Source organism: Burkholderia sp. APQ4-4ca (genome assembly GCF_057837105.1).
This window is the reverse complement of record NZ_JBYQCG010000059.1, coordinates 94,355-114,338: the sequence shown is the minus strand read 5'-3', so window position 1 is coordinate 114,338 and position 19,984 is coordinate 94,355. Positions and strand designations below refer to the sequence as shown.

The window sequence follows — 19,984 nt, the reverse complement described above, 5'->3', positions numbered from 1 at the left end:
CGCCCTCTGCCCTGCATTGTCTCGTCAACGTGCGGGAAATACCCGCACCGCGCGCGGCACGGCGGTCGCGCCGTCGCCGACCTGCAGCGCAAGCGCGCGCCATGCGTCGCGGTCGAGTTCCGCCTCGAGCGCGCCGCCCGCGCGCGCCTCGAGCTCCACGCGCACCGAACCGCCGAGCGGAATCACGCGCCGCACGTCCACCGCGATGCCGTCGCGGTGCCCTTCGCCCGCCGGCCACAGCTGCAGATCGTGCGGCCGCACGTACGCGTTCGCGGGGCCCGCGAAATCGGCGTCGACCTCGATCGGCGCAGCCGCGCCCTCGGCGACGAAGCCGCGCCCGGCAACCGTGCCCGGCAGCCGGTTCGCCGCGCCGAGGAACTCGTACACGAACGCGCTTTGCGGATGATCGTAGACGTCCTGCGGGCTGCCGACCTGCTCGACGTGGCCGCGATTCAGCACGACGATGCGATCGGCCACCTCGAGCGCCTCTTCCTGGTCGTGCGTGACGAAGATCGTCGAGATGTGCAGGTCGTCGTGCAGGCGACGCAGCCAGCCGCGCAGTTCCTTGCGCACCTTCGCGTCGAGCGCGCCGAACGGTTCGTCGAGCAGCAGCACCTTCGGCTCGACCGCGAGCGCGCGGGCGAGCGCGATACGCTGGCGCTGGCCGCCCGACAGCTCGGACGGATAGCGCTGCGCGAGCCAGTCGAGCTGCACGAGCTTGAGCAGCTCGTGCACCTTCTCGCGAATCGCGGCTTCGGACGGCCGCTCGCGGCGCGGCTTCACGCGCAGCCCGAACGCGACGTTCTCGAACACCGTCATGTGGCGGAACAGCGCGTAGTGCTGGAACACGAAGCCGACCTGGCGCTCGCGCGCGCCGACCGACGCGACGTCGAGCCCCTGCAGCACGACCTGGCCGGCGTCCGCGTGCTCGAGGCCCGCGATCACGCGCAGCAGCGTGGTCTTGCCGCAGCCGGACGGCCCGAGCAGCGCGACCAGCTCGCCGGGCGGAAAGTCGAGCGAGACGTTGTCGAGCGCCGTGAAATCGCCGAAGCGCTTCTGAAGGTGACGGACGGTGATACCCATTCTGGTTGCCTCTTTACGATTTCGACGAAACGGCGCCGACAGGGCCGGCATGTGCGGGAACGGCGTCGTGCTTATCGGCCAGTTCGGCCGCGAGGTGACGCTCGGCGATCAGCTTCAGCGCGAGCGTGACGAGCGCGAGCAGCGCCAGCACCGACGCCACCGCGAACGCCGCCGCGAAGTTGTATTCGTTGTAAAGGATCTCCACGTGCAGCGGCATCGTGTCGGTCACGCCGCGGATGTGGCCGGACACGACCGACACCGCGCCGAACTCGCCCATCGCGCGCGCATTGCACAGGATCACGCCGTACAGCAGACCCCATCTCACGTTCGGCAGCGTCACGCGGCGGAAGATCTGCCAGCCCGACGCGCCGAGCACGCGCGCGGCTTCTTCCTCGTCGGTGCCTTGCGCCTGCATCAGCGGAATCAGCTCGCGCGCGACGAACGGGAACGTGACGAAGATCGTCGCGAGCACGATGCCCGGCACCGCGAAGATGATCTGCACGTCGTGATCCTGCAGCCACGGCCCGAACCAGCCCTGCGCGCCGAACAGCAGCACGTACACGAGGCCCGAGATCACCGGCGACACCGAGAACGGCAGGTCGATCAGCGTCGTCAGCAGCGCCTTGCCGCGGAATTCGAACTTCGCGATCGCCCACGACGCGCACATGCCGAACACGAGGTTCAGCGGCACCGCGATCACGGCGACGGTCAGCGTCAGCTTGATCGCCGACCACGCATCGGGATCGGCCAGCGATTCGAGATAGAAGCCGACGCCCTTGCGCAACGCCTCGACGAACACCGCGGCGAGCGGCACGACGAGGAAGAACGCGAGGAACGCCAGCGCGATGCCGGTGAGCAGCCAGCGCACGACGCGCGACTCGCTGACGGGGTCGAGCCGCTTCGCGGCACGCGCGGCCGGCGACGGGGTTTTCAGCACGACGGTGGCCTTCTGGCTCATTGCTGGCCTCCTGCCGCGACGGCGGTGACGGCGGCGGGCGCCGGGCCGCTCGCGCCCTTGCTCGTCCTGCGCTGCAGATACCACTGCAGCGTGTTGATCAGCAGCAGCATCAGGAACGACACGACCAGCATCACGACCGCCAGCGCGGTGGCGCCCGCGTAGTCGTATTGCTCGAGCTTGGTGATGATCAGCAGCGACGTGATCTCGGATTTCATCGGCACGTTGCCGGCGATGAAGATCACCGAACCGTATTCGCCGAGCGCACGCGCGAACGCCAGCGCGAAGCCGGTGAGCAGCGCCGGCAGCACGGCCGGCAGCACCACGCGGCGGAACGTCAGCCAGCGCGACGCGCCGAGGCACGCGGCGGCTTCTTCCTGCTCGCGCTCGAAATCCTCGAGCACCGGCTGCACGGTGCGCACGACGAACGGCAGCCCGATGAAGGTCAGCGCGACCAGCACGCCGACCGGCGTGAACGCGATCTTGATGCCGAGCGGCGCCAGATACTGGCCGACCCAGCCGTTGGTCGCGTACACGGCCGCGAGCGAGATGCCGGCCACCGACGTCGGCAGCGCGAACGGCAGGTCGACGACCGCGTCGACGAGGCGCTTGAACGGGAACGTGTAGCGCACCAGCACCCAGGCGACGAGGAAGCCGAACACGGCGTTGATCAGCGCGCCGCCGAGCGCGGCCGAGAACGTCAGCCGGTACGACGCGAGCACGCGCGGCGACGTGACGGCGGTGACGAACTGGTCCCACGACAGCGTCGCGGTCTTCAGGAACGTGGCGGCGAGCGGAATCAGCACCACGAGGCTCAAATAGGCCACCGTGATGCCGAGTGTCACGCCGAAACCGGGCAGCGCGCTCGGCTTGCGAAAGGTGTACGTCGTCATCGGATGCTCTTGCTGGGTCGATGCTGCTCACGGGCCCGACGCAAACGCCGGCGCAGTGCATCGCGCCGGCGGCCCGTCGGGGAGGCGGCGCGCTATCGTGGCGCGCCGCTTGTCGTTATGGTGTGACTGCGTGCGTTATTGCGGCTTGTAGATCGAATCGAACACGCCGCCGTCCGCGAAATGCGTCTTCTGCGCATTGGTCCAGCCGCCGAACGTGTCGTCGACCGTGTACAGCTTCAGCTTCGGGAACTGCTTGGTCAGCTCCGCCGGCACGTTCTTCGACCGCGGCCGATAGTAGTTGCGCGCCGCGATCTCCTGGCCTTGCGGGCTGTACAGGTAGTTCAGGTACGCCTCGGCCAGCTTGCGCGTGCCCTTCTTGTCGACCACCTTGTCGACCACCGCGACGGGCGGCTCGGCCAGGATGCTTACCGACGGCACGACGATCTCGAACTTGTCGGTGCCGAATTCCTTGACCGACAGGAAGGCCTCGTTTTCCCATGCGATCAGCACGTCGCCGATTCCGCGCTGCACGAAGCTCGTCGTCGCGCCACGCGCGCCCGAATCGAGCACGCCTGCGTTCTTGTAGAGCTTCGTGACGAATGCCTTCGCCGACTGCTCGTTGCCGCCCGGCTTGTGCAGCGCGTACGCCCATGCAGCCAGGTAGTTCCAGCGCGCGCCGCCCGAGGTTTTCGGGTTCGGCGTGACGATCGAGATGCCCGGCTTGGTCAGATCGTCCCAATCCTTGATCCCCTTCGGATTGCCCTTGCGCACGAGGAACACGATCGTCGACGTGTACGGCGACGCGTTGTCGGGCAGGCGCTTCTGCCAATCCTTGTTCACGAGCCCCTTGTTCGCGAGCGCGTCGATGTCGTAGGCCAGCGCCAGCGTGACGACGTCGGCCTGCAGGCCGTCGAGCACCGAGCGCGCCTGCGCGCCCGACCCGCCGTGCGACTGCTTGAAGTTGACGGTTTCGCCCGTCTTCGCCTTCCACTCCTTGCCGAACGCCTGGTTGAAATCCTGATACAGCTCGCGCGTCGGGTCGTACGACACGTTCAGGAACGTCGTGTCGGCCTGCGCGTGCGTCGCGACGCCCAGCGCCGCCGCCGCGCCCAGCGCGAGTGTTGCGATCAGGCGACCCGCTCCGCCCGCCAGCCCCGTATTGCGCTTCGCCATCCTTGGTTCTCCAGTGTTGTCGGTATTGCGATGTCGGGCCAGTCTATCGAACGGGTTACATGATTAAAAATAATCGTTCCTCATTTTTTAATACTCAAAAGTGCTAACGCAGACGGGACGGACGGTTGCGGCGGACAAACCGGCGTCCGGGAGTCGCGAAATCGCGCCGGAACCGGCGCGATCGCGTCGAACCTCAAGTAACACTTGAAATTCCCCAAGTACTGTATAAAAATACAGCTCACTGTCTATCCATACAGTTGAGCCATGACCAAACTCACCGCCCGTCAGCAGCAAGTGTTCGACTTGATCCGTCGCGCGATCGAGCGTTCCGGATTCCCGCCCACCCGTGCCGAGATCGCGGCCGAACTGGGCTTCAGCTCGCCGAATGCCGCCGAGGAGCACCTGCGCGCGCTGGCGCGCAAGGGCGTGATCGAGCTGGCGGCCGGCGCATCGCGCGGCATCCGGCTGCTCGGCATCGACGACGCCCCGCACCAGTTCACGCTGCCGCACGCCGGCCTGATGCAGCTGTCGCTGCCGCTCGTCGGCCGCGTCGCGGCCGGTAGCCCGATCCTCGCGCAGGAGCACATCTCGCAGCACTACGCGTGCGATCCCGCGCTGTTCACCAGCAAGCCCGACTACCTGCTGAAGGTGCGCGGCCTGTCGATGCGCGACGCCGGCATTCTCGACGGCGACCTCCTCGCCGTGCAGAAGCGCACGGAAGCGAAGGACGGCCAGATCATCGTCGCGCGTCTCGGCGACGACGTCACGGTCAAGCGCCTGATGCGTCGGCCCGGCGGCCTCGAGCTGATCGCGGAGAACCCGGATTACGAAAACATCTTCGTCAAGGCCGGCAGCGCGGATTTCGCGCTGGAAGGCATCGCCGTCGGGCTGATCCGCTCGGGCGAACTCTGACATTCCGTCTCGCTAGGAGAACATCATGGAACGCCTTTCCCGCCTGCTGCCTTTCCGTCAATTCGGTCGCCTGCGTCATCTGCGCGGCCGCACGCCCTGCGCACCGCTGTCCGCGGCGGCGCCTGTGCAAGAAGAAATCGCAGTCGAACGGCAGGCGTCCCTGCTGCCGTCAGCGCTTCCCGCGTTCGCGCGGGTGTCGCTGAACGCCGGTCTGAATCACGCGGAACCCGCGCGCCGTGCGCCGGTGCGCGTCTATCACGGCCGCTCGCGCCTGATCATGGTGGGCACGATCGATGCCGTGTGCCGGATGATCGATCGCTGCATCGCTGAGGAACGATCGGCCACGCCGGGCGGTCTCTGATTGCGGAATCTTCCCGCACCGGAGGCAACGTGACTGAACCGTCGCGCCGCGCATGGCGAATCAAGCCGCTGCTGATCGTTGCGCTGGTCGTCGCCCTCATTGCGGCGCTCGGCTATGCGTACGCGTCGCCGTATGTCGCGCTCGGTCGCCTGAAATCGGCGATCGATGCGCGCGATGCGCAGGCGATCAGCGAGTATGTCGACTTTCCGTCGCTACGCATCAGCCTGAAGCAGCAGGTCACGGAAGAGTTGATGCGCCGGATCGACGCCGTGAAGAAGAACAATCCGTTCGCGGTGATTGGCGCACTCATCGGGTCCGCGCTGATCGGCCCGCTGGTCGATGCGTACGCGACGCCGGAAGGCGTCGCCGCGTTGATGAGCGGATTGCCGCCGCGCGGCAATCCGGGCGAGCGCCCGCCTGAATGGTCGAGTCAGCCGCCAGCAGGCAATGCGTCCGGCAACGCGCCTGCCGCACCGCCCGCCAATCCGCCGCCGGCAAGTACTGCGGTACCGGGCGGCAACGCGGCTGCTTCGGCGGCATCGTCGCCGGCACCCGCGCCCGCCACACCGGCTAGCCCGAGCGAAACGCCGCAAGCGCCGCGCCAGCAGCAAACCAGCGCGGGCTATCGGAACATCGATGAATTCGTCGTCACGTATCAGCGCAGCGCCGATGGCACGCGCTATGCGGCGATCTTCCACCGCTTCGGGCTGTTCTCGTGGAAATTGTCCGGAATCGACCTGCACGCATAACAAGCTGCGCGCGATGCGCGCATCGCCGATGCAGCGCGACGCCTGACCGGCCCGTACCACCGGTCAGGCTGTCAGGCGGATCACCCGGCCTTTAGATCATTGGCCGCTCGCCGTGGCCGCTTCACGTTCGCGCGCGATTTCGGCCTTCTGCTCTTCGGCCGACGAACACGCGACCAGAATGCTGCAGTTCACGCGATCGAGCAGTTGCGTATTGCCCGACCCCATCCACCATCTCGACAATCCGCTGCGGCACCGGTGGCCGACGACGACGAGGTCGACCTTCAGCTCGGACGCGAGATTCGCGATTTCGTCAATCGGGTAACCGAATGCGAAATGGCCTTCGGCCTGGACGCCGCGCTCGCGCAGCCAGTTCACGCCTTCCTGCAGGATTTCGCGCGCGGTTTCCTCGAAGCGGCCGCATGCGACATCGGTCAGCAAACCCGCGCTTTGCGCAATGCTCGAACGCATGTCCACGACCGAAAGCAAGTGCGTTTCGGCCTTCAGATCCATTGCGAGATTGGCGCCGTAACGCAGCGCCTTGCGCCCTTCGAGCGTGCCGTCGTAACACAGCAAAATCTTGTTGTAGCTAGCCATGAAGCCTCCCTATCGCGACAACGAGCCTACGCATTCATCATGGTGCGCCGCAATTCAGGACGCAAGGGATGGAAAACGCTGATTCGTCCCGCGTGGCGCGTGCGCGATGATGCGGTGCACGATCGGTGCGCACTTGCATCGCACCGTGCACGCATGCCCTTGAGCGATGCAGCCGATGCACTAGAATGGCCCCGTTCCACGTCCGGCGCGCCATCTCGCGCCCGCGTCGCATGCTTCGGCCATGCCCATGTGACACGCCTTCGCGCGATCCGTTCGCACATCGGCCCGCGCACCGGCAGCGGAACGCGCCCGCTTACAACGACAACACGCCCATGTCCGTCGCACCGATCGATTTCCGCAACGTCGAAAAGCGCTATGGCGACAAGCTCGTCGTCAATGGCCTGTCCTTCAACGTGAAGGCCGGCGAATGCTATGGCCTGCTCGGGCCGAACGGCGCCGGCAAGACCACGACGCTGAAGATGCTGCTCGGCCTCGCGCATCCCGACGCGGGCACGATTGCGCTGTGCGGCGAACCGGTTCCATCACGCGCGCGACATGCACGCCGGCGCGTCGGCGTCGTTCCGCAGTTCGACAACCTCGACCCCGACTTCACCGTCCGCGAAAACCTGCTCGTGTTCAGCCGCTATTTCGGGATGTCGGCGCAGGCCGCACGCGCGCTCGTGCCGCCGTTGCTCGAATTCGCCAAGCTGGAGAACAAGGCCGACGCGAAGGTCGGCGAGCTGTCGGGCGGCATGAAGCGCCGCCTGACCCTCGCCCGCGCGCTCGTCAACGATCCCGACGTGCTGGTACTCGACGAGCCGACGACGGGCCTCGATCCGCAGGCGCGGCACCTGATGTGGGAACGGCTGCGCTCACTGCTCGCGCGCGGCAAGACGATCCTGATCACCACGCATTTCATGGAAGAAGCCGAGCGCCTGTGCGATCGGCTGTGCGTGATCGAGGAAGGCCGCAAGATCGCCGAAGGCGCGCCGCACGCATTGATCGAATCGGAGATCGGCTGCGACGTGATCGAGATCTACGGGCCCGATCCGGCCGCGCTGCGCGACGAATTGTCGGCGCTCGCGAAGCACACCGAGATCAGCGGCGAGACGCTGTTCTGCTATGTGACCGACCCCGAACCGCTCAGCGCGCGACTCAAGGGCCGCACGGGGTTGCGCTATCTGCATCGCCCGGCCAATCTGGAGGATGTGTTCCTGCGGCTCACGGGCCGCGAGATGCAGGACTGATCGACCATGGACGTTCGCAACTACTCCGCCACCACGCCGTCGGCCCCGCCACGCGAATCACGCTTCGCGATCGCGATGCCGGCGAACGCCAGCAACTGGGTCGCCGTCTGGCGGCGCAACTATCTCGTATGGCGCAAGCTCGCGCTCGCATCGATGTTCGGCAATCTCGCCGATCCGATGATCTATCTGTTCGGGCTGGGTTTCGGGCTCGGCCTGATGCTCGGCCATGTCGACGGCGTGTCGTATATCGCGTTCCTCGCGGCCGGCACGGTCGGCTCAAGCGTGATGATGTCCGCGAGCTTCGAATCGATGTATTCGGGTTTCTCGCGGATGCATGTGCAGCGCACGTGGGAAGCGATCATGCATACGCCGCTCGCGCTCGGCGACATCGTGCTCGGCGAGATCGTCTGGGCGGCCAGCAAGGCGATGCTGTCGGGGAGCGCGATCATGCTCGTCGCGGGCGTGCTCGGCTACGCCGAGTTTCCGTCGATGCTCGCGGTGCTGCCCGTGATCGCGCTGGCCGGCCTCGCGTTCGCCAGCCTCGCGATGATCGTCACGGCGCTCGCGCCGTCCTACGATTTCTTCATGTTCTACCAGACGCTCGTGCTGACGCCGATGCTGCTGCTGTCGGGCGTGTTCTTCCCGATCACGCAATTGCCGCCGCTCGCGCGGCACGCGGCGCAGGCGCTGCCGCTCGCGAATGCGGTCGAGCTGATCCGGCCTGCGATGCTCGGCCGGCCGGCGGCCGACATCGCGTTGCACGTCGCGGTGCTCACCGGCTACGCGGTCGGCGGGTTCTTGCTGTCCGCGTGGCTGTTCCGGCGGCGGATGATGCGCTGACGGCCGGCGCGCCCGGCGCCGGCTTCATGCGACGACGTTACTCGTCGTCATCGCTCCACGGAATTTCGACGTCGGTCAGGAACGCGACGGTCGCGAGCGGGCCGCCTTCCTGGCGGCCGAGCTTGCCGTCCGCGCGATGCCATTCAACGCGGAATTGCGTGCCCGGATCGTCCGCCACCAGATACACCGTGCGCAGTTCTTCCTTGTCGGCTTCGTCCACCGGGCCGTCGAACGACACCAGCATCTTCTGCGGCCACAGGCCGTTGACGGGATCGTAAATGCGATCGCCTTGCGGAATGTCGATGCTGGCCTCGACGCCGATCGTTGCGGAAGCCTCGATGATCATCGTGCCGAGTGCGTGCAGCACGGCAGTCGCCCGCGCGGAATTGGCCTGGCGGATCGCGAGATCGCCGCGCGTCAGCGCCTTTTCGAGTCGAGGATGAATCTTCGGTTGGGTCATGCGTTTTCCTGTTTGCTTCTTGTAAAGGGCGCCACACGCGCGAAGCGGCGGCGCCGGATGAATATCAATGCGGTTATCGCACCGGGCCTGCGCATCAGAACCCGAACGCGATCGCGAGCAAGCCGCTCGCGATCCCGAATACGACGACGAGCGTCGCGACGATCGCCAGCATGTAAGGCTTGAACGAACGCGCGAGCATCGCGAGCGACGGCACGCTGATCGGCGGCAGCGTCATCAGCAGCGCGGCGGCCGGACCGACGCCCATGCCGAGCGACAGCATCGCCTGGATGATCGGCACCTCGCCGGCCGTCGGAATCACGAACAGCATGCCCGCGACCGCGAACGCGACGATCCAGCCGAGGTGATTGCCGATGTCCGGGCCGATGTGCGGGAACAGCCACGCGCGCGCGGCGCCGAGCAGCAGCACGAGCACGATGTATTCGGGCACGAGCCGCACGGCCATGCGCGCGAGCAGTTTCATCCAGCGGACGAACGGATTGCCGGCCGCGGCCTGTTCGGCCGCCAGCGCGGCGAGCTGTGCATCGTCGATGCTGCGGTCTTCGGGGCGTGCGATGCGGTTCAGCAGATAGCCGATCCCGAACACCATCGCGACGCCCAGCACGACGCGCAGCGCGCTCCAGTGCCAGCCGAGCACGAAACCCATGAATACCAGCGCGGCCGGATTCAGCACCGTGTTGCCGAGCCAGAACGCGACCGCGCCGCCCGGCGACGCATGGCGCGCACGCAAGCCCGCGACGACCGGCGCCGCGCAGCACGTGCACATCATCCCGGGCAGCGACAGCAACCCGCCCGCGGCGACGCTGCCGAAGCCCGTGCGGCCGAGCACGCGCGCCACCCAGTGCGCGGGCAGCAGCGCCTGCACGGCCGAGCCGAGCAGCAGGCCGAGCACCATCGCCTGCCAGATCGCCTTGCCGTATGCCCATGCGTAGTCGAGCGCCGCCTTCAGCGACGGCTCGGGCGCCGCCGCCGACGTGCCCATCAGGATCGACTGGCCGATCGAATGGTGCTCGGCGGCGACGAATGCCTTGTTGTAGTACGGGAACCATTTCACGTAGAACAATCCCGCGACCGCGATCAGCAGGAAGGTCATCCAGCCGAGGGCCGGGTTGGGTTGGATGCGTGTGGTCGTCATCGTGTGGTGATCGTCGATTGGTTTTTGTGGGTTTCGGATGTCGTGCCGGCGGCAAGCGCGGCCGATGCGGGCAATCCGGCTTGCGCGAGTTCGGCCAGCAGCGTGCGGGCCTGGTCGCGCACGTCGGCCGCGTTGGGCCGGAACGTGAACGTCAGCGCCCGGTTCGGCTTGTCGTATGTCGCGCGATACGTGCGTGCGTAGGCGGGATCGTAATGTCTGTCGATCAGTTCGGTGAACAAATCGGCCCGCGCGCCGGCATCGACCAGCGCCTGCCAGCGCATCACCTCTTCGCGGCTGTGCAGGCCGATCAGCCGATGAAGCTGCGCCTTGAACGCGGCCGGTTCGTCGAACAGGTGCGCGTAATCGTCGAGCAGGAACGCGATCCGTTCGTCGTGCGCCGCCTCGACCTGCACCCACGGCCCCGCGTGAAACGCTTCGATCAGCGCTACCGGCAACTGCACAAGCCCGATCCTGCGGCTTTCCGACTCGACGAATACCGGCCATTGAGGGTCGAAACGTCCGAGCGTCTCGACGAGCCCCGAATCGAAGCCCTTCTGCGCCGGCTGCGGCTTGCCCGGCAGCGCGCCGAGCAGCGAGCCGCGATGGCATGCGAGCGCCTCGAGATCGAGTGTCTGCGCGCCCGCGTCGCGCAGTGCGTTCAGCAGGCGCGTCTTGCCGCAGCCCGTATGGCCGACGAGCGCGATGTAACGAAAGCGCGTCGGCAGCGAATCGAGGGTCGCGCACACCGAGCGGCGGTATGCCTTGTAGCCGCCGTCGAGCTGGCGCGCCTTCCAGCCGATCAGGTTGAACCAGGTCGTCATCGAGCCCGAACGCTTGCCGCCGCGCCAGCAGTAGATCAGCGGCCGCCAGTTGCGCGGCCGGTCGGCGAACGTCGTGTCGAGGTGGCGCGCGATGTTGCGGGCCACCATTGCCGCCCCGACGCGCGTCGCCTCGTATGGCGACACCTGCCGGTACATCGTGCCGACGAGCACGCGCTCCTCGTTGCTGAGCACGGGCGCGTTCAGCGCGCCGGGGAGATGGTCCTCGGCGAACTCGAGCGGCGTGCGCACGTCGATGATCTCGTCGAACTCGCCGGCGCGATCGAGGGTAACAATCAGGTTCTTCAATTTGGCGTCGAACAGGGGCGATGCGGCTCGGAGAGCCGCATGGGCACGGAAGGCGGATTGACGATTATCTCACGGGCCGGCGTCCCGGGCCTCATGCGGCAGTCGGCGACGACGCGGCCTGCATCGCGTCGATCAGATGGTCGCGGAACGCACGCACCGACGCGGGCAGATCGCGGCCCGCCATCGTCTGCACCTGGATGCTGCGTTCGCGCAGTTGCGGGTTCGTCACGGGCACGACGACGAAGCCGTCCGCATCGGCGCGATCGCGCACCGACAACAGCCCCGTGAACATCACCGCGCCCGTGCGGCGCGCGTAGCCGTACATCGCCGCGGTGTTGTTGCTCGTCAGTTCGGGCTCGAGCAGCAGCCCGTCGAGCGCGCACGCGATGTCGATCAGCTGGCGCACCGTCGTGCCGGCCTCGGGCAGCACGTGCGCGTGCCGCGCGACATCGACGAGCGACACCGCGTCGCGCGCGGCGAGCGGATGATCGTGCCGGACCAGCGCAAAGACCGGCGCGCGCTCGGTGTGGTCGACACGCACGCCCTTCTCCGGCGCGAGGCTGAACGTCAATGCGACGTCCGCATCGCCGTCGCGCACGCGTCGGGTCGCGTCCGCCGGCGACACGACCCATACGGTGAAATCGACGCCCGGGTGGCGCGCCTTGAAGCTCGCGAGCACGCCGGGCAGGAAATCGATCGCGAACCCTTCGGAGCACGCGATCTTCAGCAGGCTGCCGTGCAGCGCATCGAGCCCGCCGATGTCCTTCATCACGTGCTCGGCCTCCAGCAGGCTGCGCTGCGCGAACGCCAGCAACCGCTCCCCCGCCTCCGACAACGCCATCCCGCGCGGCCGCCGCTCGAACAACGGCGCGCCGAGCTCGCTTTCCAGCTTGGCGATCTGGCGGCTGATCGCCGATACGGCCACGTGCAGCCGCGCGGACGCGTCGCTGATCGAGCCGGTGCGCGCCACCTCGACGAAATACCGCAACGCCAGGCCATGCAGGAAAGCCGCCATCGTTCTGTCTCCGTGCCGCATCCGGCCGCGCTGCCTTGCCTTTTTGGCAAAGAAAGGTTCGAAATTCGATCATTGTGACAAAAAAACCGGCTTTCTAGAATCGATCGCACTTCCCGCTGCCTGCGCGGCCCGCGCACGGCGAACCCGACCGAGGAGACACGATTTGAGCCGTACCGCCGCCATCCAGCACGCGCTGAACCAATTCGAATCCGGCGCGTTCTTCACGACCCTGAGCCGCCGCGTCGGCCTGCGCACCGAAAGCCAGGAAAGCGGCAGCGAAGCCGCGCTGCGCGCCTACCTGACCGACGAGATCGCGCCCGAGGCCGCCCGCCTCGGTTTCACGTCGCGGATCGTCGACAACCCCGTGGACGGCGGCGGCCCGTTCCTGCTCGCGTCGCGCCACGAAGACGACGCGCTGCCGACCGTGCTGATCTACGGCCACGGCGACGTCGTGCGCGGCTACGACGCGCAATGGCGCGCGCCGCTGTCGCCGTGGACGCTGACGGCCGACGGCGACCGCTGGTATGGCCGCGGCAGCGCCGACAACAAGGGCCAGCACACGATCAACCTGGCCGCGCTGGCGAGCGTGCTCGATGCGCGCGGCGGCCGGCTCGGCTTCAACGCGAAGCTGCTGATCGAGATGGGCGAGGAAACCGGGTCGCCGGGCCTCGGCGCGCTGTGCCGCCAGGAGCGCGACGCGCTCGCGGCCGACGTGCTGATCGCGTCCGACGGCCCGCGCATCGCCGCCGCGCGGCCGACGGTCTTCCTCGGCTCGCGCGGCGCGGTCAACTTCAAGCTGAGCCTGCGCGCCCGCGACGGTGCGCATCACTCCGGCAACTGGGGCGGACTGCTGCGCAATCCGGCGATCGTGCTCGCACATGCGCTCGCAAGCCTCGTCGACGCTCGCGGCGCGATTCTCGTCGCGGGGCTGCGCCCGCCGCCGATCCCGGCCGCGGTGCGCGACGCGCTCGCCGATCTTTCGGTCGGCGGCGGCCCCGGCGACCCGGCGCTCGACGCCGACTGGGGCGAGCCCGGGCTGTCCGCGGCCGAGCGCGTGTTCGGCTGGAACACGCTCGAGATCCTCGCGTTCAAAGCCGGCAATCCGGAGCACCCCGTCAACGCGATCCCGCCGGCCGCGTATGCGCACTGCCAGCTGCGCTTCGTCGTCGGCACCGACTGGGAAGCACTGCAGGCGCACCTGCGTGCACACCTCGATGCGCACGGCTTCGCCGACGTCGAGGTCGACGTCGAGCGCGGCGCACCGGCGACGCGCGTGCCGCCGGACGATCCGTGGGTCCGCTGGGCCGTCGCGTCGCTCGCGCGCACCACCGGCAAGAAGCCGGCGATCCTGCCGAATCTCGGCGGCACGCTGCCGAACGAGGTGTTTGCCGACACGCTCGGGCTGCCGACGCTGTGGGTGCCGCACTCGTACCCGGCGTGCTCGCAGCACGCGCCCGACGAGCATCTGCTCGCAAGCGTCGTCAGCGAGGGGCTGCAGATGATGGCCGGCCTCTTCTGGGATCTCGGCGACGACGCGCCGCCCGTTCGCCGCGCGGCATCCGCCGCGGCCGGCGCCACCCTGTAACGCGCTTCGCCCCTTTCACGGGATCTGCACACACGATGAATACGACCACCCTCACCGCGCAGGACGCCGCGCGCCCGAGCGCCGCGAAAATCCGGCGCATCATCTTCGCGGCGTCGATCGGCAACGCGCTCGAATGGTTCGACCTGATCGTCTACGGCTTCTTCGCGGTCACGATCGCCAAGCTGTTCTTTCCGGCCACGAGCGAAGCGACGTCGCTGATGCTGACGCTCGGCACGTTCGGGCTGTCCTACCTGATCCGGCCGATCGGCGGCTTCGTGCTCGGCGCGTACGCCGACCGCGCGGGCCGCAAGGCGTCGCTGCTATTGTCGATCGCGATGATGATGGTCGGCACGCTGCTGATCGCGCTGATGCCGACCTACGCATCGATCGGCATTCTCGCGCCGCTCGGCATCATGTTGTCGCGGCTGATGCAGGGCTTTTCCGCGGGCGGCGAATTCGCGAGTTCGACCGCATTCCTCGTCGAACACGCGCCGCAGCGGCGCGGCTTCATGTCGAGCTGGCAGTTCGCGAGCCAGGGCCTCGCGACGTTGCTCGCGTCGGGCTTCGGCGCGTTGCTGACGGCCACGCTGACCTCCGCCCAACTCGAAAGCTGGGGCTGGCATGCTGTTGCCGCCGTCCCGAATCTCGCCGCTGGTTCAACCGTTGCTCGAATACGTCGGGTTTCCTGACAAGTTCGATTTCGTCGATATTCAATTGCGCCGATGTCTTGAACCCGGCCAAATGAACCGCGCGCGGCGCGTAACGCTGCATTTGGCGATCGAAGGCGTGCATGCCGATTCGCGCATCGCGCAGGCGCTTGCACCGTTATCGGTGGACAACATCGGCTTGTTCTGTACGCCAATCGTCAACCTGTTTGAACACGCGGGCGTCAAGTCATCGCGCGGCGAAACCGTCGCGGAATATCCGCTCGTGCCGAAGCCGAACCGCCCGGACATGCGCGGCATCTATTCGATTGACGCGGTTCGTGATCCAACAGACGGGACGGTCATTGCACCACTGAACGCATGGGGCGTCGGAAAGGGCGAACGATTTTGGCTCGCGCGTCACGATCCCTATGCGGCAACCCATCATCCCGGACGTGAAACGTCGTTGGTACTGCTGCGCGCCGACGGGACTGCGGCAACGAAGATGCCGCTGCAATTGGCCGTCGACCTCACGTGCACGAATCGCGACTGGCCGTCGCGGATGCGGATCGGCTCGTCCAAGGGCGATTTAAAGAACGAAAACGACCAAGTACCTTGCAAAATCACGCTGCTGAAACAGCCGACGCCGACTTATAGCGCGTCCCGTGAGACGGAAGCCCTGTGGCGCGTGATCGCGCTGACGACGGCCAACCTGACGCAGTTGACGCGTGAGGGGTGGCCCGACTTCGTGAAGCTCATGCGCCAGCTTGCTCCGAATGATCGACGGGCCGAACACGTCGGAGCACTTTCGTTCGTCAAGCGAAACGTCGTCGAGCGACTACTGGCGATCAAGCCGCATTCGGCCCTTGTGAGAGGCTTCGAAATCGTGATGGCGGCAGACGAAAGCGCATTCGTTGAAAACAGCATGGGAACGTTGATCCGTCTGCTCGATGGGTACCTGTCGCGCTACGCGCCCGCCAACGGTTTCACGCAGCTCGTCGTGCTGTCGAAGAACGACGGCTCCGTGATCGTTCGCTGTCCACTGCGACCGGGCCTCGCGCCGCTGTTGTAGCGTTACACGAGGCTCGAAATCAGGTGACAGCCGCACGTAGCGCGATGGCCGTGCCGCGCAATCGGGATGCCGTTGTCCTTCATCGAGTCGTCGCCTTCCTCTATGACATTCGGCGACACGCCGGGATGCTGCGGACATGACACCCGGTCGCCTTTGCGCGCGACGTAGCGGCCATCGAATTTCATAGTCGATGAACCCGTTTCGACTTTGCCGCCATGGTCGGTATCGTCGCCAACTCGAATAATATTGGTCGACATATTTTTGCACTCAATCCAGATAAGATTGGCAACAACCCAAAAATCACACTCTCTATTGCGACGCGACATCAAGGGATGTACACATTAACCACATATCCAGCGGCACTTTTCCCGACGAGTAGTTGACCCGACACCACCCTGCAGAAACATCTTCAACAACAGCGCGATCCCCTTTTATCAAGTATTTGTGAGTTTTATTTTTTATGCTCGAATCGTCAAAAAGATAGCTTTTTTTATTGACGACAACCGGGATTTTCTTTCCATTGCTCATCAATGAAGAAAATTGGGAATCAATCGCGCGCAAAACATCATTCCTTGATTGGTATGGAAATTTATAAATTATATTTCGCCCATCCGACAACCAACTATAGTCCGCCCCAAACCATTCGGATGCCCGCTCGTCGCGGCGAAGTTTTTTGTCAACCAAATCAAAAACAGAAACGGAATAAAATTTTCCAGACGAATTCGGCTCAACAAGCGAGCTTCGAACATTCATGGAGTGGATTACAAAAATATTCTCTGTGTGGCCGCGATCGATGCTTGACGAAAACGCGTCTACAATTTTTCCGGGCGTATCATCGTAAAGAAGACCTCGTCCTTCCGCTTTGACCGGGACACCCCCATTTGCAATATAGTACAAAGAAATTGCGTCAGCGCCAATTGATTCTTTAGTCTTTGAGTCTAGCACAGGCTCCTGAATAAAGCAAATACTCCCGCTTCCTATATTCAGCGGCGGATAATTTTGCTGACCGCGAATATCCGCACATGTACTCTCTGCACATGCCGAGCCACAAATAATAATAGTAGCCAGCGCAATAATACTTTTAATCATCAGTGCACCCGGATGAAAAATCTTTATTAAATTCAAGGGAAATTTCCCTATGATACTGCTGTCGCTCATCGAGCGCCTTATAGCCCGAATTAATTGGCTTGGTAACACTCCTGACTCCTTCGTCACCTCTGGTAGCTGGATCGTCCGCAATCGCACCGATCCCTGTACTATGCCAATACCATAGACTACTTTCTATAATAACGCGATTATTTTCTTCCACAAGTTCAGGCTGACTGTCTACAGGATAGCCAATTGCCTTTGCGCACCGTTGGTAGGTTTCATAGAAAGTCAACTGCAACAGACCCCTACCGCGAAAATCTTTTCCCGGCTGATCATTCGTCCCAAAGCAATGCTCTGCATAGGCTGCATCATTTGCAACCAAGTGATCTTGAATCCATTTTATTTTCTCATCCTGAGAAGAAAACTTCATATTCTTTCTCGCAAACCCCTTATCAATTGCCGTCGGAGCCATTCTATATAAACTCTTCCCAGTATAGCTCTGATAATTAAGAGATTCGCGAAATGAGGTAAAGCGAGTCGTCTCCACCTTAGCTTGAGCCAATAAGTGCTTTATCTGTCTGCAACTATTGACCCCATAATTTTTAAACAAATCGGTTGATGCGAGAATCAATTCATCAACAAAATCACTCTTGGCCGCTGGCGCAATTTTTCTTAAAAAATCCTTGGTTAACGTGATAACTGCGCCACATTTCTTGCATACGAGATTTTTCCCTGCAAAATTCCCGATCAACCCAATCGGATGAAGGTGCCACGGCGAAAGGTCCGCGGGGAAGCCGTCGACGCCCTTGATTTGGTCCCACCACTGAAGCTTCGCGAGCCGATCAAGTTCCGTCTTCCACACCTCGGTCTGCTTCTGCATGAGCGGGGTAAGTTCTTCCCACTTGCTCAGACCGCCGCCCCATTCGGTTTCGTTGCGCACCACAAGATGCGACACCGCTTCGGCCATCCATTGCGTTTCCAGTGCGTGTTTCAGTTCTTGCGCCGTCACCTTCCCGTCGTGGTCCGTATCGATCGCCTGTTCAATCTTCGTGATGAGTTCGCCAGCGTTGACCTTCACCGCTTCCACTGCAAACTCAGTGCCTTCCTCGTCCGGCAAATATTGCTCGGTCGTATGGATATGGCGTTTGAACATGTCGGCCGGGCTGACGCTGCCGTTGTCCACCAATGCGAAACCCGGCCATTCCCAAGAACTACGAAGCTGTACGTGAGGGTGATCGGTATCGCACACCCAGCCAGTCAGGTCGGAGCCGTCCTTCGAGCCAACCGTGACGTTCCACCAATGATGGCCTTTGTCGTCGACCGCGACATTGCCCTCACCGAGCTTGTCGAGTTCAGTACGGCGCAACACGTTCCTGAAGTCCGCGCCCGGTCCGCTTGCCTTGGAAACGTCCAGCGGAAAATTCTGCCATCCCGCTACGTTCGCCGTGTTGATCGAGTGCGCCAGGTTGCTTTCGACCCACAGCGGGTTGCCGACGGGCGCTAACTTTTGTTGGGCCTTCTGTTTGCCTTTCGCGGGCACATTCGTCACGCTATTGGGCTGCACCTTGATCCAGCGCGAACCCTTTGCATCGCCTATTGGCACGAGCTTCAACCCGGATTGGGTCAGTTTCTGGTCCGGTGCGGGAATTTCGCTGACCAGCTTCGCCCCCGGTTCGATTTCCAGAAGCGGTTTGTTTTTCTCGTTCAGTTCTTTCGCACGCGCACGGCTTCGATCGATGAAGTCTTTCAGGTCCGGCCCCGCGAACACTTCGAGATGCAACATCGGGGAGTTCGGCTTCGGCGGTATCGGGCTCGCCTTCCTGGGCCATTGATACTGGCCGACATGCGCGACGACTTCGCCCGCCTTGACGTGCTGCGGCTCCTTCAGGATCACGACCGTATCAAGCGGCTGCGGGTCGACTACGGCGTCCAGTTCCCCCTTGAACACGTAACTCCACTGCGCTTGGGGGGACACCGGCTTACCGACTTCGGCAGACAGAACCGTGCCCGATTTGATCGATTTGATCTTGATCCAGTCCGGGTGAGCAGGGTCGCCTTCGCCCGCAATGATTTCGGCCCCTGTCGGCAACACGCCGATAATCTTGCTCCTGCCGTTCGGCAATTCCCGAATGTTCAATCCCGTCTCGGGCGGCGGCAGAACGACATCCTGATCGGTATCGGCAGGCGGCGGCGCGCTCTCGTTCGTATTGTTGATCGGCAGATCGTCGGCCCCATCGGTGCGCTTCGCGGGCGGAACGGGCGCTTTCGGCTTCGGGATAGCTTGCTTGTCCTTCGCCTTGTTGCCGACCCGATAGTAGCGGTCACCTTCCCAATACGACATCGGCGCGGGAAGCGCCGGATCGGGCTTCGGGTTCGATTTGGCCTGTTCGATGGCCTTCTGGTAGCTGGCCCAATCCATCGTGTGCATGTACAGGCTGAAGAACACGAGAGGCTTGTCGTTCGCCGGTTTGCTGTCGGATGGCGCGGGAGCCGCCGGAGCGGACGCGGGTGCAGGCGCGGCGGTGGTCGATGCGGGCGCGGGTGCCGACGCAGGAGCCGATGCGGGGGCCGCCGCCGGTTTCGCGGGTTCCTTCGGGACCGGTTTCGGCGGCAGTTTCAGTTCATGCCGGACCAGTACAAAGCCGGTCGAAAAGTGCGCCAGACTGTTGTTCGGGTACTTCGTTTCCTCGTATTTCGTGTTCAGCCGGTACGCGACGATCTTGCCGTCTGCAATCGCATGCACGCCGCTGTCCAACTTGAGCATTTGCGCACTGCCGTCGTCGAAGTGCACGCCCCCATGCCACATGCCGCTGACGCCCAACGGATAAAAGCCGGTCGCGGACTTCGCCAGCGCCTTGAAATACGTCATCGGGTCGGCCGCGTCGCTCTTGTCTGCGGGCGTGAACGGGTAGGCCCAACTCAGCGGCGTATCGACCGGCTCGGCAGGTTTGGCGGCCGGGTGCGGCGCGGCCGCCGGATGGTGCTTCTTCTTATGGGTCGTTTTGGTCATGATTCCCGACTCGGATTCGGTT

At 64.4% G+C, this 19,984-nt stretch carries 19 protein-coding genes and 1 pseudogene; 8 read left to right on the top strand and 12 right to left on the bottom strand.

Translation table 11 applies throughout. The features are described 5' to 3' along the window. Nucleotides 1-24 precede the first annotated feature (24 nt). From AC3IFE_RS02420 to AC3IFE_RS02405, 4 genes are all read right to left on the bottom strand, one after another. A complete protein-coding gene (locus AC3IFE_RS02420) occupies nucleotides 25-1,083 on the bottom strand; it encodes a sulfate/molybdate ABC transporter ATP-binding protein (RefSeq protein WP_089467379.1) in 1,059 nt (352 codons plus the stop codon). A gap of 13 nt (nucleotides 1,084-1,096) precedes the next feature. Next, complete coding sequence (gene cysW / locus AC3IFE_RS02415; protein WP_489189487.1) at nucleotides 1,097-2,041, bottom strand: sulfate ABC transporter permease subunit CysW; 945 nt, start codon at nucleotides 2,039-2,041, stop codon at nucleotides 1,097-1,099. Beyond that, nucleotides 2,038-2,931, bottom strand: a complete 894-nt coding sequence (cysT, locus tag AC3IFE_RS02410) for a sulfate ABC transporter permease subunit CysT (protein ID WP_489189486.1) — start codon at nucleotides 2,929-2,931, stop codon at nucleotides 2,038-2,040. Before cysT ends, cysW begins: the two co-directional genes overlap by 4 nt. Nucleotides 2,932-3,066: 135 nt before the next feature. Beyond that, the gene (locus AC3IFE_RS02405) at nucleotides 3,067-4,104 is read right to left on the bottom strand and encodes a sulfate ABC transporter substrate-binding protein (protein WP_489189485.1); all 1,038 of its coding nucleotides are present in this window, start codon (nucleotides 4,102-4,104) and stop codon (nucleotides 3,067-3,069) included. Nucleotides 4,105-4,368: 264 nt separating this feature from the next. Between AC3IFE_RS02405 and lexA the strand changes: the two genes are divergently transcribed. The 3 genes from lexA to AC3IFE_RS02390 are packed head-to-tail and all read left to right on the top strand — an operon-like array spanning nucleotide 4,369 to nucleotide 6,126. Further along, nucleotides 4,369-5,016 carry a transcriptional repressor LexA gene (lexA, locus tag AC3IFE_RS02400; protein WP_006476077.1) on the top strand — a complete coding sequence of 216 codons (648 nt, stop codon included), beginning with the start codon at nucleotides 4,369-4,371 and terminating at the stop codon, nucleotides 5,014-5,016. Nucleotides 5,017-5,041: 25 nt separating this feature from the next. Beyond that, nucleotides 5,042-5,377 (top strand): hypothetical protein, encoded by a 336-nt coding sequence (locus AC3IFE_RS02395; RefSeq protein ID WP_069621440.1) that lies wholly within the window; start codon nucleotides 5,042-5,044, stop codon nucleotides 5,375-5,377. Nucleotides 5,378-5,406: 29 nt separating this feature from the next. After that, the gene (locus AC3IFE_RS02390) at nucleotides 5,407-6,126 is read left to right on the top strand and encodes a DUF2939 domain-containing protein (RefSeq protein WP_489189484.1); all 720 of its coding nucleotides are present in this window, start codon (nucleotides 5,407-5,409) and stop codon (nucleotides 6,124-6,126) included. Between the two features lie 96 nt (nucleotides 6,127-6,222). Here the strand turns inward: AC3IFE_RS02390 and AC3IFE_RS02385 are convergent, their stop codons facing one another. Further along, nucleotides 6,223-6,720, bottom strand: a complete 498-nt coding sequence (locus tag AC3IFE_RS02385; RefSeq protein ID WP_069621438.1) for a universal stress protein — start codon at nucleotides 6,718-6,720, stop codon at nucleotides 6,223-6,225. 332 nt (nucleotides 6,721-7,052) lie between these two features. Here AC3IFE_RS02385 and nodI point away from each other — a divergent pair, with 332 nt between their 5' ends. Further along, a complete protein-coding gene (gene nodI / locus AC3IFE_RS02380) occupies nucleotides 7,053-7,967 on the top strand; it encodes a nodulation factor ABC transporter ATP-binding protein NodI (RefSeq protein WP_089467372.1) in 915 nt (304 codons plus the stop codon). Between the two features lie 6 nt (nucleotides 7,968-7,973). Then, entirely contained in the window at nucleotides 7,974-8,807 is an 834-nt protein-coding gene (locus AC3IFE_RS02375; RefSeq protein WP_089467371.1) for an ABC transporter permease, read from the top strand. A gap of 37 nt (nucleotides 8,808-8,844) precedes the next feature. On the opposite strand, the gene AC3IFE_RS02370 is transcribed toward AC3IFE_RS02375, so the two are convergent. The 4 genes from AC3IFE_RS02370 to AC3IFE_RS02355 form a co-directional block, all read right to left on the bottom strand. Next, nucleotides 8,845-9,267, bottom strand: coding sequence for a hypothetical protein (locus tag AC3IFE_RS02370; protein ID WP_069621435.1), 423 nt, complete (start codon nucleotides 9,265-9,267; stop codon nucleotides 8,845-8,847). Nucleotides 9,268-9,361: 94 nt separating this feature from the next. Then, the gene (locus AC3IFE_RS02365; RefSeq protein WP_489189483.1) at nucleotides 9,362-10,420 is read right to left on the bottom strand and encodes a permease; all 1,059 of its coding nucleotides are present in this window, start codon (nucleotides 10,418-10,420) and stop codon (nucleotides 9,362-9,364) included. Continuing rightward, nucleotides 10,417-11,547, bottom strand: coding sequence for a tRNA 2-selenouridine(34) synthase MnmH (mnmH, locus tag AC3IFE_RS02360; RefSeq protein WP_301739045.1), 1,131 nt, complete (start codon nucleotides 11,545-11,547; stop codon nucleotides 10,417-10,419). Before mnmH ends, AC3IFE_RS02365 begins: the two co-directional genes overlap by 4 nt. Nucleotides 11,548-11,638: 91 nt before the next feature. Next, entirely contained in the window at nucleotides 11,639-12,562 is a 924-nt protein-coding gene (locus AC3IFE_RS02355) for a LysR family transcriptional regulator (protein WP_489189482.1), read from the bottom strand. Between the two features lie 163 nt (nucleotides 12,563-12,725). On the opposite strand from AC3IFE_RS02355, the gene AC3IFE_RS02350 reads away from it, so the two are divergent. The 3 genes and pseudogenes from AC3IFE_RS02350 to AC3IFE_RS02340 all read left to right on the top strand — a co-directional run bounded on the left by AC3IFE_RS02350 (nucleotide 12,726) and on the right by AC3IFE_RS02340 (nucleotide 15,863). Then, nucleotides 12,726-14,147: a M20 family metallopeptidase gene (locus AC3IFE_RS02350; protein ID WP_489189481.1), complete on the top strand. Its 1,422-nt coding sequence runs from the start codon at nucleotides 12,726-12,728 to the stop codon at nucleotides 14,145-14,147. Between the two features lie 35 nt (nucleotides 14,148-14,182). After that, nucleotides 14,183-14,827, top strand: a pseudogene (locus AC3IFE_RS02345) (MFS transporter); the annotation flags it as partial. After that, on the top strand, nucleotides 14,769-15,863 hold the full coding sequence (locus AC3IFE_RS02340; protein ID WP_489189480.1) for a type VI secretion system baseplate subunit TssF: 1,095 nt from the start codon (nucleotides 14,769-14,771) through the stop codon (nucleotides 15,861-15,863). The pseudogene AC3IFE_RS02345 and the gene AC3IFE_RS02340, both read left to right, overlap by 59 nt. 2 nt (nucleotides 15,864-15,865) lie before the next feature. Here the strand turns inward: AC3IFE_RS02340 and AC3IFE_RS02335 are convergent, their stop codons facing one another. Genes AC3IFE_RS02335 through AC3IFE_RS02325 form a run of 3 tightly spaced genes read right to left on the bottom strand, consistent with a single transcriptional unit; the run spans nucleotide 15,866 to nucleotide 19,962 of the window. Next, nucleotides 15,866-16,120, bottom strand: a complete 255-nt coding sequence (locus tag AC3IFE_RS02335) for a PAAR domain-containing protein (RefSeq protein ID WP_489189479.1) — start codon at nucleotides 16,118-16,120, stop codon at nucleotides 15,866-15,868. 52 nt (nucleotides 16,121-16,172) lie between these two features. Next, nucleotides 16,173-17,021, bottom strand: a complete 849-nt coding sequence (locus AC3IFE_RS02330) for a hypothetical protein (protein ID WP_489189478.1) — start codon at nucleotides 17,019-17,021, stop codon at nucleotides 16,173-16,175. Beyond that, nucleotides 16,945-19,962 (bottom strand): glycoside hydrolase family 19 protein, encoded by a 3,018-nt coding sequence (locus tag AC3IFE_RS02325; RefSeq protein ID WP_489189477.1) that lies wholly within the window; start codon nucleotides 19,960-19,962, stop codon nucleotides 16,945-16,947. The genes AC3IFE_RS02330 and AC3IFE_RS02325 overlap by 77 nt, the downstream gene beginning before the upstream one ends. Nucleotides 19,963-19,984: the final 22 nt, after the last annotated feature.